The 12,186-nt window shown below is 46.8% G+C and carries 12 protein-coding genes and 1 tRNA gene; 7 read left to right on the forward strand and 6 right to left on the reverse strand.

Features of this window, described 5'->3' with window-relative positions; genetic code table 11:
- Positions 1-27: 27 nt before the first annotated feature.
- The 4 genes from DF182_RS10765 to DF182_RS10780 all read right to left on the reverse strand — a co-directional run bounded on the left by DF182_RS10765 (position 28) and on the right by DF182_RS10780 (position 3,389).
- Complete coding sequence (locus DF182_RS10765; protein ID WP_113615624.1) at positions 28-1,200, reverse strand: S41 family peptidase; 1,173 nt, start codon at positions 1,198-1,200, stop codon at positions 28-30.
- 27 nt (positions 1,201-1,227) lie between these two features.
- A complete protein-coding gene (locus tag DF182_RS10770; RefSeq protein ID WP_113615625.1) occupies positions 1,228-1,971 on the reverse strand; it encodes a porin family protein in 744 nt (247 codons plus the stop codon).
- 106 nt (positions 1,972-2,077) lie between these two features.
- Positions 2,078-2,878 (reverse strand): hypothetical protein, encoded by an 801-nt coding sequence (locus DF182_RS10775; protein ID WP_113615626.1) that lies wholly within the window; start codon positions 2,876-2,878, stop codon positions 2,078-2,080.
- 91 nt (positions 2,879-2,969) lie between these two features.
- A complete protein-coding gene (locus DF182_RS10780) occupies positions 2,970-3,389 on the reverse strand; it encodes a cobalamin B12-binding domain-containing protein (RefSeq protein WP_113615627.1) in 420 nt (139 codons plus the stop codon).
- A gap of 93 nt (positions 3,390-3,482) precedes the next feature.
- Between DF182_RS10780 and DF182_RS10785 the strand changes: the two genes are divergently transcribed.
- Positions 3,483-5,144 carry a glutamine--tRNA ligase/YqeY domain fusion protein gene (locus DF182_RS10785; RefSeq protein ID WP_113615628.1) on the forward strand — a complete coding sequence of 554 codons (1,662 nt, stop codon included), beginning with the start codon at positions 3,483-3,485 and terminating at the stop codon, positions 5,142-5,144.
- A 123-nt stretch (positions 5,145-5,267) separates the two neighbouring features.
- On the opposite strand, the gene gltX is transcribed toward DF182_RS10785, so the two are convergent.
- The gene (gltX, locus tag DF182_RS10790) at positions 5,268-6,800 is read right to left on the reverse strand and encodes a glutamate--tRNA ligase (protein ID WP_113615629.1); all 1,533 of its coding nucleotides are present in this window, start codon (positions 6,798-6,800) and stop codon (positions 5,268-5,270) included.
- 101 nt (positions 6,801-6,901) lie between these two features.
- On the opposite strand from gltX, the gene DF182_RS10795 reads away from it, so the two are divergent.
- Complete coding sequence (locus DF182_RS10795; protein ID WP_113615630.1) at positions 6,902-7,525, forward strand: polysaccharide deacetylase family protein; 624 nt, start codon at positions 6,902-6,904, stop codon at positions 7,523-7,525.
- 53 nt (positions 7,526-7,578) lie between these two features.
- On the opposite strand, the gene DF182_RS10800 is transcribed toward DF182_RS10795, so the two are convergent.
- Positions 7,579-8,469: a hypothetical protein gene (locus DF182_RS10800; protein ID WP_113615631.1), complete on the reverse strand. Its 891-nt coding sequence runs from the start codon at positions 8,467-8,469 to the stop codon at positions 7,579-7,581.
- A gap of 110 nt (positions 8,470-8,579) precedes the next feature.
- Here DF182_RS10800 and DF182_RS10805 point away from each other — a divergent pair, with 110 nt between their 5' ends.
- The 5 genes from DF182_RS10805 (at position 8,580) to DF182_RS10825 (ending at position 12,152) form a co-directional block, all read left to right on the forward strand.
- Positions 8,580-9,350 (forward strand): TatD family hydrolase, encoded by a 771-nt coding sequence (locus DF182_RS10805; protein WP_113615632.1) that lies wholly within the window; start codon positions 8,580-8,582, stop codon positions 9,348-9,350.
- A gap of 41 nt (positions 9,351-9,391) precedes the next feature.
- On the forward strand, positions 9,392-10,429 hold the full coding sequence (locus DF182_RS10810; RefSeq protein ID WP_113615633.1) for an asparaginase: 1,038 nt from the start codon (positions 9,392-9,394) through the stop codon (positions 10,427-10,429).
- 148 nt (positions 10,430-10,577) lie between these two features.
- Positions 10,578-11,270, forward strand: coding sequence for an aquaporin Z (gene aqpZ / locus DF182_RS10815; protein ID WP_113615634.1), 693 nt, complete (start codon positions 10,578-10,580; stop codon positions 11,268-11,270).
- A gap of 90 nt (positions 11,271-11,360) precedes the next feature.
- Positions 11,361-11,447 (forward strand) — tRNA-Ser (locus tag DF182_RS10820).
- Between the two features lie 147 nt (positions 11,448-11,594).
- Positions 11,595-12,152 carry a hypothetical protein gene (locus tag DF182_RS10825; RefSeq protein ID WP_147243410.1) on the forward strand — a complete coding sequence of 186 codons (558 nt, stop codon included), beginning with the start codon at positions 11,595-11,597 and terminating at the stop codon, positions 12,150-12,152.
- Positions 12,153-12,186 lie beyond the last annotated feature (34 nt).

The following is a 12,186-nucleotide window of genomic DNA, read 5'->3' on the forward strand; positions in this document are numbered from 1 at the left end:
TTATCAATATTAAGCAATATCTGAAAACTAATGAATCAGGCTTACAGCAGCCTCGAGTTGCGGATCACGGCCGGCATTCAGACTGGTTGAATCGTAAGGTACGGTCAGGTCTGGCGGAAATCCTTTACCCTCGTAGATATTACCGTCTTTATATTTAAACATCAGGGAAGAAGTATACACCTGTGTAAGCCAGCCGGTAGTAAACTGTCCGCCATTAAAAAAAACATTGCCGGTCAGCGGACCATTGGCCCCCCAGGTGCGTTCCCCTACAAAATGCCCGTTGGGCAAGGCTTTCACTGCCATAGTGGTTATTTCCGCCATACTCACCGACCATGCATCTGCCAGTACCACGATAGGGATCGTGATGGCTTTACTATCCGTCTGTGGTTTTACATAGGCCGGCGCCCAGGGCGAATAGTCCAGCCGGCCGTTGCCCATTTTTGAACGGGTGTATCCAAAAAACAGTGGCCGGGTGATCATCTTCCCCAGCAAAAAATCCAGGTCTTCCAGTTCCCCACCTTTGTTTCCTCTCACATCAATGATAATTCCCTTCAAATCCGTACGGGAGGCCAGGTTCTTGAAGAAATACTGTTCCACCGTTTTGAAGCCATTGGCAGTATCTGTGTTGAACAAGGTTTTCAGCTGAAAATCACTGAAGAAAAAGTACAGTATGTTCTGGTTGATAGTCCCGGAAACGGCCACGTACTGCTTGCCATCAGCGGTATTGGTGAATCCCCGCTGGCCGGCATTCAGGTAATTGGCAGGAAGGGTATAATAAAAATACCGTATGTCGATAGGGGCATGAAAGCCGGGACTACCGCGTTTCCGGAGGAAAGCCGGGTTCACGGCGGCGGAATCGGCCAGCCAGGTATCTGCAAAAGTCAGGGTATAGTGTGAGTCTACCAATCCGGCGGTCATCTGCTTAAAGTACGTATAGGCTTTACGTACATCATTGGAATCGTTGACATTCAGCTGTGCAAACAAGGGCTTGTAAGTTCCGTATACCCCGTCCCAGTTGACGGTATCGATATCCCAGAAAACATAGTTATTATTCATGCCCGTCCAGAAAGCATCAAACACTTCATTGAAATTGGCGCTAACATAATTCTGCGGATCGTTAAGCTGGGGCAGCTCCTTCCGGCAGGAAGCCATGGTGGCCAGTATAGCCAGGGGTATGATAAAATGTATGAGCGATTTCATCTTGCTGATATGAAAGGTAAAAACAGGTTATTCAGCATATCCTCCGAAAAGGCAGCCAAGATTCAACAGGCATCCGGCCTGTATCACGTAGGTATCATTGTATCGGGGCACCTGGTCGATCATATAATTTTTTTGCTGGTCACTTAAACCGTAATAGTAGCGCGCTTCCACAAACAGCCGTAAACATTCCTGCAGCAGATACTCCACGCCACCACCCGCCACCAGACCAAATTCCATACGACGATCGCGGCGGCTATCGAAGGCATATTTCTGATCGTATTGATAGAGCAGGTTGTACTGAAAAGAGCCCGATGCCTGCTGGTTAGGCGGTAGGTCGGGTGCATTATCAAAAACATTGGCCATAACGCCTTTAACGCGGGCGGTCATCCACCGGGCAGCATACCCACCGGTATTGACAAACCCGCTGAGTTTTTCTCCACCAAAGGAGAAGTGGGCCATTAGCGGTAATTGCAGATAGCCGTTGCTGTTAATCTGGTAGATACCATCAAAAAAATGATCACGGCGTTGTTCATAGTTTTTCTGAATGTAGGAAGGCTCCGCCTGGAGAGCCAGCCAGTTATTAAAATGATATTGCAATACCAGTCCGGCCATAAAACCACTGCGCTGATGGTATTGTGTAAAAGCGCGGTAACCAGCACTGGTGTGCAGGTAATTGTTCACATAACCACCGGTAACGCCTACTTCGAACTGAGCCAGTGCACTTTGAAAAAAGAAGAGCATGGGGGCAAAAAGAAGTACGTTTTTTTGCATAAGGATTACGGTTGATAGGGGTTGAAACGGTTGATAAGCGCGAAAAAAAAGTCCCGTAGCAAACGATGTCTGCTACGGGACTTATAAAGAATAACGTTTTTATGTATTAATAGTTCACCTCAATTTCAGCCTTACCACTTTTCATTCTCATGTAGTTTCTTTTTTTCTTCACTTTGAAGTAGTTCACCCCTTTGAAGCTATATCCGAAGGTAACAAATACCAGGTTGGCGTCCAGGTTGCGGTAGGGGTATACTTTGTTGCCGGTAGTTCCATAGCTGAAATCGCGGTTGAAGAAGTTTTGCGGATAATACTGCACTTTCAGCGCAAAGCCCGGATGCATACGGAATCCTGCGAAGAAGGAAGGCATCAGCAGGGGAGTACGGTCGCTGAACCACTCATTGAATTTGTGTACTTTTTTACCATCCACAAACTGTTTTTCCTTGTAGTTGAAGGCCATATCGATTTCGGCGCCGGCAAAGAAAAAGAAAGAGCCGCCGGTAACATCCCCGATTTTAAGGCCTACCGGTATACCGAGTGTGTATACACGTTGTTTCAGTTTGAGTGAGTCTGTAGGTTTGGAGATCAGACCTATGTTCTTGATATCCAGTCCGGTAAACACTCCGAAATGTTGGGAGAAGTCCTTATTAAAAGTGGTGGAATAATTGAAAATGAAGCTGAAGCGTGGAATATTGCGCAGGTGTTCTCCATCCTGTTTCATATCAGCAAAGGACAACATTCCCGACAGAGAGCTGGTTACGTATATCTTATCCCGTTTTTTTGGGTATTTCCCGAAACTTATCGAGAATTTGCTATCGATTTTAGCAGTGGAATCAGTTGTCTCCTGGGCAAAGGTTCTTGTTATGCTTAACAATACTAACAGCAGGGCAGGGAAAAACTTATATCTCATAAAATGGCGGTTGTGGTTTTTTAGATTTGGTGACATTTTCAAAAAGAAGACGACCGCCAGTATGAAATGTTACGACCCAACCGAAAAAAAATTAAAAATTTCTGTGGGAGGCTACCCAGGTAGTGATATAATCGGAAATATCCTTGGTATGTGTACCGGGGGGAAACAGTTTACCGACGCCCATTTCCTGTAGTTGCTGCATATCCGCATCGGGGATGATACCGCCGCCGGTGAGCAGTACGTCGTTCATTTCTTTTTCCTTCATGAGGGCTATTATCTTAGGAAAAACCGTCATATGAGCACCAGAGAGGATGCTGATACCGATGGCGTCTACGTCTTCCTGGAGGGCGGCGTTAACGACCATTTCGGGGGTTTGTCTGAGGCCGGTATAGATAACTTCCATGCCGGCATCCCGGAGGGCGGCAGCGATCACTTTAGCGCCGCGGTCGTGGCCATCAAGACCTACCTTGGCTACCAACACACGAACAGGACGATTTAACTGGTTGACCATGCTTAAAAATTAAGGTCGTAAAGATAAGGATTAGCCGTAACTAAAAGCTAACCGCTATTTTTCCTATTTTTGCAGACATATTTAATTTTTCTTATGAGCGAAGAAAGGTCACTCAATTTTATAGAACAGATCATTGAAGACGACATTGCTAATGGCGTCAATGACGGACGTGTACTGACACGTTTTCCGCCGGAGCCCAATGGCTATCTCCATATAGGGCATGCCAAGTCTATAGTACTGAACTTCGGTCTGGCCCAGAAATACAACGGTAAAACCAATCTCCGCTTCGACGATACCAACCCTGTTACAGAAGACACTGAATACGTGGATTCTATCAAGGAAGATATCCGCTGGCTGGGATTTGAGTGGGACAAGGAACTGTATGCCTCCGACTACTTTGACCAGATGTACGAATTTGCTGTAGAGCTGATCAAAAAAGGACTGGCTTATGTGGAAGATGCTACTTCCGAGCAAATTGCTGCCAGCAAAGGTACTCCAACCACTCCAGGTACACCGACTCCGGCCAGAAGCAGGTCAGTAGAGGAAAACCTGGACTTGTTTGAACGTATGCGTAAAGGAGAATTCAAAGACGGGGAAAAAACCCTGCGGGCCAAGATAGACCTGGCTTCTCCCAATATGCACATGCGCGATCCTATCATGTACCGCATCAAACATGCCCATCACCACCGTACCGGCGATAAATGGTGCATCTACCCGATGTACGACTTCGCCCATGGTCAGAGTGACAGCATCGAGAATATCACCCACTCCGTTTGTACACTGGAGTTCATCCCTCACCGCCCGCTGTACGACTGGTTTATCAAAGAACTGGAAATATTCCCCAGCCACCAGTATGAGTTTGCCCGTCTGAACCTCAATTATACGGTGATGAGCAAACGAAAACTGAAACAGCTGGTAGCAGAGAACTACGTAAGCGGATGGGATGATCCCCGTATGCCTACTATCAGCGGTCTGCGTCGCCGTGGCTATACTGCAGCCAGCATCCGCGGGCTCTGCGAACGTGTTGGTGTACAGAAACGCGATAACATGATCGACGTAGGTCTGCTGGAATTCTGTATCCGCGAGGAACTGAACAGAACAGCCAACCGTGTAATGGCCGTACTCGATCCGGTGAAACTGGTGATCACCAACTACCCTGAAGGACAAGTAGAGGAAATGACCGCCGAAAACAACCCGGAAGATGCTTCCGCCGGCAGCCGTACCCTCCACTTCAGCAATACACTGTACATAGAGCGCGAAGACTTCATGGAAGAACCACCTAAAAAATTCTTCCGTCTCGGTCCTGGTCTGCATGTACGCCTTAAAAACGCCTACATCATCAAAGGTGAAAGCGTGGAAAAAGATGCCGATGGCAACATCACCACCATCTACGCCACCTACCTGCCAGAAAGCAAAAGCGGAGGAGACCACAGCGGCATGACCGTAAAAGGTACCATCCACTGGGTAAGCGCCGCACATGCCGCCACCGCCGAAGTACGCGTATATGACCGTCTCTTTAAATCAGAGAACCCGAATGCAGAAGAAGGCGACTTCAAAGACTTCATCAACCCGGATTCCCTGCAGGTCATCAAAGAAGCCTATGTAGAACCCGGTCTGCTCAAAGCCCAACCGGGAGACCGCTTCCAGTTCATGCGCAAAGGCTACTTCACCGTAGACCCGGACAGCACCGCTGAAAAAGTAGTCTTCAACAGAACAGTGACACTGAAGGACGCGTGGGCTAAAGTAAACAAATGATTCATCTGATGCCGCTATGTTCCTGATGAACGGAGATTTAAGCGAAGATTAAAAGGATATAAATGATAAAATAAAGCCCGTTTGGTATGAACCAAACGGGCTTTTTTATGCGAATGTTATATGTTATTGGTTATATGCTATTAACCCTTTTGCAATTCGTGTACGGGTTTCCGTGAGACCGATAGTTGCTGCGATATCAAATACGGGAGGACCAAATTTACCACCGGTGAGCATGATACGGAAAGGCAGCTGTAACTCGCCCATCTTGATATTTTTCTCTGCAGCAAAAGCTTTAAAGCTGGCTTCCAGCTCAGGAGCGGTGAAGGCAGAAACATCTGCCAGCTTATCAGACCATTCAGTGAAGAAGGCTGATTTGTCAGCGTTCCATTTGGGTTTTACGGCAGCTTCGTCATAGGCAGCTGGTGCCTGGAAGAAGAAAAAGCCATGGTCCCATATTTCGTTGACAAAGTAGCAGCGTTCTTTTACCAGTCCGGCTATGGTAGCTACATAATCAACATCTGCCTTGATACCTTTTTCCTCCAGTACAGGCAGGAAGAGATTGGCGAGGCTCTGGTTGTCTTTATGATGCAGGTACTGGTGATTGAACCATTTAGCCTTTTCGTAGTCGAATTTAGCGCCGGCTTTATGAACACGGTCGATGGAGAACTTCTGAATCAGTTCATCCAGGCTAAAGATCTCCTGTTCGGTACCATCATTCCATCCCAGCACGGCCAGCATGTTGATAAATGCGTCCGGCAGGAAGCCCAGTTCACGGAATCCTTTGGTGAATTCGTTGGAACGGGGATCTGTCCAGTTCATGGCATATACCGGGAAACCGAGGCGGTCGCCATCACGTTTGCTGAGTTTACCGTTGCCATCCGGTTTGAGGATCAACGGCAAGTGCGCCCACTGCGGCATATCGGCTTCCCAGCCCAGATATTTCCAGAGCAGGATATGTACCGGTGCAGAAGGCAGCCATTCTTCACCACGGAAAGCGTGGGATATCTTCATCAGATAGTCGTCTACTACCACGGCGAGGTGATAGGTAGGCATACCATCTGCTTTCAGTAATACTTTATCATCTACCTGACCGGTGTTGAAAGTCACTTCTCCCCGAATCATATCGGTAAAGGACAGTTCTTCATTGGCAGGCATTTTAATACGGATAACGTGCGGAGTGTTTTTAGCCAGCAGTTCCTGTACTTCCGCTTCGGAGAGAGAGAAGGAGTTACGCATCTTTTCTCTTACCTTATGGTTGTACTGTGGGTGCGGGTTTTCCGGTGTTTTTAACCGTTCACGCATGCTTTCCAGTTCTTCCGGTGTATCAAATGCATAATAGGCATGACCGGAAGCAACCAGTTTTTCAGCATACTGACGGTACAGCGGCTTACGTTCACTCTGGCGGTAAGGTGCATAAGGACCACCCACCGCAGGACTTTCGTCCGGCGTGAGCCCACACCAGCGCAGACATTCATTGATGTATTCTTCTGCGCCCGCTACATAACGGGTCTGGTCTGTATCTTCAATACGCAGTACAAAATCCCCCTTGTGCTGCTTTGCAAACAAATAGTTGAACAATACAGTGCGTACACCTCCAAGATGTAGGCCACCAGTAGGGCTGGGAGCAAAACGCACTCTTACTTTTTTGTGATCCATAGATCGCAAAGGTAAGGAAATAGCTTTTAGCTTTCTGCCATCAGCTTTTAGTGCTTTTAACTATCTTGCAGTTATCAGCTCACTGCTAAAAAGCTCAAGCTTTGTTCTATCTTACCAAAACACCCGGCATCCTGAAAGCTTTATATAAAAGCTGTATCTGGGACTTGTCTCCAGCTAATAATACCGTCTACCTGACTTTCGATGATGGCCCTCATCCGGAAGCAACCCCTTTTATACTGGAACAACTGAAAAAATATAATGCCCAAGGCACTTTTTTCTGTATCGGTAAAAATGTGGTGGAGCACCCGGATATCTATCAACAGATACTGGAAGCGGGTCATAGTACAGGTAACCATACACACAACCATCTCAATGGCTGGAAAACCAATACAGACAAGTATATTGAGAATATCCTCGAAGCCAGGAAATATATCAGCACCAACCTCTTCCGCCCGCCTTACGGAAGGATCACCCCTTTTCAGATCAAACAACTGAAAAAGACTATTCCTGGTATCAAAATCATCATGTGGGATGTACTCAGCGCCGACTTCGACCAGGATATTAACGGAGAAGCCTGCGTACAGAATGTGGTGTTTAAAATGCAGCCTGGCTCTATCGTTGTATTTCACGATAGTACCAAAGCCTGGGACCGCCTTTCCTACGCTTTACCCCGTGTACTGGAATATTGCAAAAAACAAGGCTACAACGTAGCTGCTATCAAATAAAAAACCCAGGGCTGAAGCCCTGGGCTAAGATTGTTGTTATTGAGTGTTGGAGATTATTTTAAAATGATTTCTTTCACTTTATCGCCATTAACGGTGATGGTGGCTTTGTTGTCACATACGCCGTTGCCATAGTCGATAATACCAGAGAGGTTGCCTAAAGCTACCTGCAGCTTGCCCTGGCTTACCCATTGGCAGGCAGTTGCTTTCACCAGCGGAGTTTGAGTAGTGAAAGTAGCGCTACCGGCAGGACCACCTTTTTCGTAGTTGATGGAAGCGGTGCCTTCCACGTTATATACGTTGTCGTTAGGAGTTGGCGTGCCTGCACCAGCAGTTTGTTTAACAGTTTTTTTGCTGGTATATCCCAGGATAAGGGTATCGCTGAAGAGCATTCTTCCACCGGTGATTTCTGTCGTGTATTGAACACCGGTAGTGGCATTGTAAGTGACGTTATAGATAGAATCCCTGCCTTGTACGGGGATACCATTGTATTTATAACCATCCAGGCGGATAGCAATATTGGAGTTAGGTCCGAAGAGCAGGCCATAAACGGTGATGTATACTTTACCGCTGCGGGTAACGCCGTAGCTATCACGGCAGGCATCTCCATAATCGATGACCAGCTGTTTAGGCCAGTCTGTAGGGTTTGCACTGCTGAGCAGGATAGATGGACAAGCTGTTACGTTGGCGTAGTCGTTGTATTCGGCTTTACGGCCGTTGGTAAGGCCCTGGTTAGCTGCAATCACTGCAGTAGTTTCGAAGAGGTCGCCATAAACAGCATGGGCAGTTGTTTCATGAGAGGCGGCCAGCAGGGTTTTGTTATCATCTTCGTTGGCAGCAGCGGTATCAGTGGTCACTTCCTTTTTACAGGCGAAGAAAAGGGTAGCCACGGCCACGACCGCGATAGTACCAGCCAGCACACGATTTGTACTGAAGTAGCTTTTCATAGTTATAGTTTTTTTAAATTAGGTTTAGGTTTTTCAGGCTTTACCTTTGCAGGAATAAAAATACCTATTTAATATTACAAAAAATAGAAATTTAAAAAAATAATTTTATCATGTTTTGGACCGATACGCACGCCCATTTGTATTCAGATGAATTTTTGGCTGACCAGCAGGAGATGATAGAGCGTGCACTGCAAGCAGGCGTGACCACACTGTTGCTGCCGAATATAGACGAGTCGTCTATCACCGGCATGCTGAAACTGGAAGCGGCGTATCCCAAAAACTGTTTTGCCATGATGGGCCTGCATCCCTGCTATGTAAAACCCGACGTGGAAAACCAGCTGCGCCTGATAAAAGACTGGCTGATACATCGCACGTTTAAAGGCATCGGAGAGATAGGGCTTGACTTTTACTGGGACAAATCCCTGCTGGAGCAGCAATACCAGGCTTTCCGGGAGCAGCTGCTGCTGGCGAGGCAATATAAGCTGCCTGTTTCCATCCACAGCCGGGAAGCAACACGGGAATGTATAAACGAAGTGAAAGCCTTACAGGATGGTAACCTCAGCGGCGTATTTCATTGTTTCTCAGGAACGCTGGAAGAAGCTAAAGAGATCATCGACCTGGGCTTCTACCTGGGCATAGGTGGGGTAGTCACCTTTAAAAAATCAGGCCTCGACAAACTGCTTGAAAACATAGATCTGCAACATATTGTACTGGAGACAGATGCGCCTTACCTGGCCCCCGTTCCACACCGTGGCAAACGCAATGAAAGTGCCTATATCCCATTGATAGGCGAAAAGGTGGCAGATATAAAAAATCTAAAAATAGAAGAGGTAGCCGCTATTACCAACAGTAATGCCCGGAAATTATTCAAAACGCTCTAACTGTTTAGTGGATACCTTTGCAGGCAACTGGCAGCTAGACAATGAGTAAAATTCTGATAATCTACACAGGCGGTACAGTAGGCATGATCTACGACGATAAGACCAAAGCGCTCCGCCCTATTGGCTTCAATGAAATAAGAAACAATTTACCGGAACTTTACCGGATGGGGATCGACTTCTATGTATATGCGTTCAACCCGCCTATAGACTCCTCAGATATGCAACCGGAGATCTGGATAGAACTGGCCAGTATCATTGAAGACCGCTATGACCGATACGATGGATTTGTCATCCTGCATGGATCAGACACCATGTCATTCACCGCATCCGCGCTGAGCTTCATGCTGGAAAATCTGTCCAAACCGGTTATCCTCACCGGCTCACAGCTCCCTATCGGTAAGATACGTACCGATGCCAAGGAAAATATCATCACTGCCATGGAAATAGCCTGCAGCAGGCATAACGGCAGTCAGGCATCTATGGTGCCGGAAGTATGTATTTACTTTGACTTCTCCCTGTTCAGAGGCAACCGTTCCAAAAAATACAACGCCGAAAAATTCGAAGCGTTTTATACCATGAACTATCCTCCGCTGGCAGAAGCAGGCATCGACATCAAATACAAAAATCAGTTTATCCTGCCTACACCTGCAGCTCCGCTGAAAGTGCATAAAGAACTGGAAACGAATATCACCGTGCTGAAGCTGTTTCCCGGCATTACCCGCAGGGCAGTGGAAGCGACACTCAGCGTTCCCGGCCTGAAAGGCGTGATCATGGAGACTTTCGGTAGTGGCAATACCAATACCCAGCCCTGGTTTATAGAAAGCATTAAAAAAGTAATCGACAACGGCGCCCTGGTAGTAGATATCACCCAGTGTGACGGTGGCTCTGTAGAGCTGGGCAAATATGAAACCAGTCAACACCTGGTGGAAATAGGCGTGGTAAGCGGCCATGATATGACTTTCGAAGCAGCCGTTACCAAACTGATGTTTGTACTCGGACAAGGTCTCTCTATAGCTGACAGTAAAAAAATGATCGAGACATCCCTGAGGGGAGAGCTGACCCCGATAGAGGTCTACTAATTTGAATATAAAAGATAATTAAAGCGGAAAGTATTGTAATAGTATACTTTCCGCTTTTTTATTACAGATTTTTATTAAATTTAATTGTTGAGTGCCCTATTTTACCCCTTACCGTGCAGCTCTTTATATCACCACAAAATCTATAGGTATGAATGTTTCGTTAACGCAAAAGTTTATTGCAGAATTTTTTGGCACACTGGTACTGGTACTAATCGGTTGCGGCAGCGCCGTGATAGCCGGCAGTCACGTAGGCCTGCTGGGGATTGCCTTCGCCTTCGGCCTGTCGGTACTGACCATGGTATATGCTATCGGACATATTTCCGGTTGCCATATCAATCCTGCCATCACCATCTCCATGCTGGCCACCGGCAAAATATCCGGTAAAGATGCCGGCGCCTACATTGTAGCACAGATAGCCGGCGCTATCGCTGCTTCCGCCATCCTCTACATCATCGCTGCCGGTAAAGGCGATTATACCCTTGCAGCCAACGGCCTCGGACAAAACGGTATCGGCGACGCCTATCAGGACCATTACAACGTACTCAGCGGCCTCATCTTCGAGATCGTATTTACTGCCATCTTCCTGATAGTAATACATGGCAGCACCAGCAAAAACAATAAGAACGGCATGCTGGCAGGTGTAGCCATCGGCCTCTCACTCACCATGATCCACATCGTAGGTATTCCCATCACCGGTGTTTCCGTAAACCCCGCACGTAGTATCGGACCGGCTCTTTTTGTAGGTGGTGATGCGCTCGCACACCTCTGGATATTCATCGTAGGACCCATTATCGGCGGGCTTTTGGGCGGTGGAATCTGGAGACTTTATGATAAACCATAAAAAATTCTTGGAAATTAAAAGTAAAGGATTATCTTTGCAACCCTGAAACGGAAGCTCAACCCTTCCAAATATGTTTCAAAGATAATCTACGGAGAAGTGCAGGAGTGGTTGAACTGGCACGCCTGGAAAGTGTGTATAGGTGAAAGCCTATCAAGGGTTCGAATCCCTTCTTCTCCGCAACCATTCCCTGATGATCACCGATCATCAGGGTTTTTTCTTTATACCAGAGCAGTTAGCACAAGAGCCCTATACCGATTCAACCTATTCAAATCGTTTCAGCCAACTTTTAATAAATAAACCTCCAAAATTTAAATTATCTGATCCATGAAACGTTTAATACACTCTCTACCTTTCCTGCTAATAACAACAGCTGTAGTATTGTTTACCGCCTCCTGCAGCAAAGACGGCAATACCGGCCCTGCCGGCCCACAAGGACCAAAAGGTGATACCGGCACCGCCAATATTATCTACTCCGATTGGCTCGATATTCCCTTTAAGGCCGATACAGTTCATACTGCCGGTAACAGAATTGACACCATGGGTTATTTTGCCGTTATCGATGCTCCCAAGCTGACAACCAGCATACTGAACACAGGTGAGCTGAAGGTATATATTAACCTGAATGGCGCTGCTGATCCGGTTATAACGCCCCTGCCATACACTGATTTAAAAACCGGTATGTACATCAGATATATTGCATATAAACAGGCTATAGAGTTGTATTCCAACGCGAACGTAGGCACAATTCAAAATAATGCTGGTGTGAAAATGCAGCAATACCGATACATTCTCATACCAGGCGGCACCAAAGCCAGGAAAGCGAATGTGATCGACTGGAACAATTATAAAGCGGTGAAAGATTATCTGGGCCTGAAGGACTAATGACCGGTATTCCCGCGAATGAATTTTGCTGAAT

The organism is Chitinophaga flava (genome assembly GCF_003308995.1).
GTDB classification, from domain to species: domain Bacteria; phylum Bacteroidota; class Bacteroidia; order Chitinophagales; family Chitinophagaceae; genus Chitinophaga; species Chitinophaga flava.

Bases quoted from the DNA above. Each gene is read 5' to 3' on its own strand.
- DF182_RS10765 (WP_113615624.1), bottom strand. From the start codon at position 1,200: ATGAAATCGCTCATACATTTTATCATACCCCTGGCTATACTGGCCACC.
- DF182_RS10770 (WP_113615625.1), bottom strand. From the start codon at position 1,971: ATGCAAAAAAACGTACTTCTTTTTGCCCCCATGCTCTTCTTTTTTCAA.
- DF182_RS10775 (WP_113615626.1), bottom strand. From the start codon at position 2,878: ATGAGATATAAGTTTTTCCCTGCCCTGCTGTTAGTATTGTTAAGCATA.
- DF182_RS10780 (WP_113615627.1), bottom strand. From the start codon at position 3,389: ATGGTCAACCAGTTAAATCGTCCTGTTCGTGTGTTGGTAGCCAAGGTA.
- DF182_RS10785 (WP_113615628.1), top strand. From the start codon at position 3,483: ATGAGCGAAGAAAGGTCACTCAATTTTATAGAACAGATCATTGAAGAC.
- gltX (WP_113615629.1), bottom strand. From the start codon at position 6,800: ATGGATCACAAAAAAGTAAGAGTGCGTTTTGCTCCCAGCCCTACTGGT.
- DF182_RS10800 (WP_113615631.1), bottom strand. From the start codon at position 8,469: ATGAAAAGCTACTTCAGTACAAATCGTGTGCTGGCTGGTACTATCGCG.
- DF182_RS10805 (WP_113615632.1), top strand. From the start codon at position 8,580: ATGTTTTGGACCGATACGCACGCCCATTTGTATTCAGATGAATTTTTG.
- DF182_RS10810 (WP_113615633.1), top strand. From the start codon at position 9,392: ATGAGTAAAATTCTGATAATCTACACAGGCGGTACAGTAGGCATGATC.
- aqpZ (WP_113615634.1), top strand. From the start codon at position 10,578: ATGAATGTTTCGTTAACGCAAAAGTTTATTGCAGAATTTTTTGGCACA.
- DF182_RS10825 (WP_147243410.1), top strand. From the start codon at position 11,595: ATGAAACGTTTAATACACTCTCTACCTTTCCTGCTAATAACAACAGCT.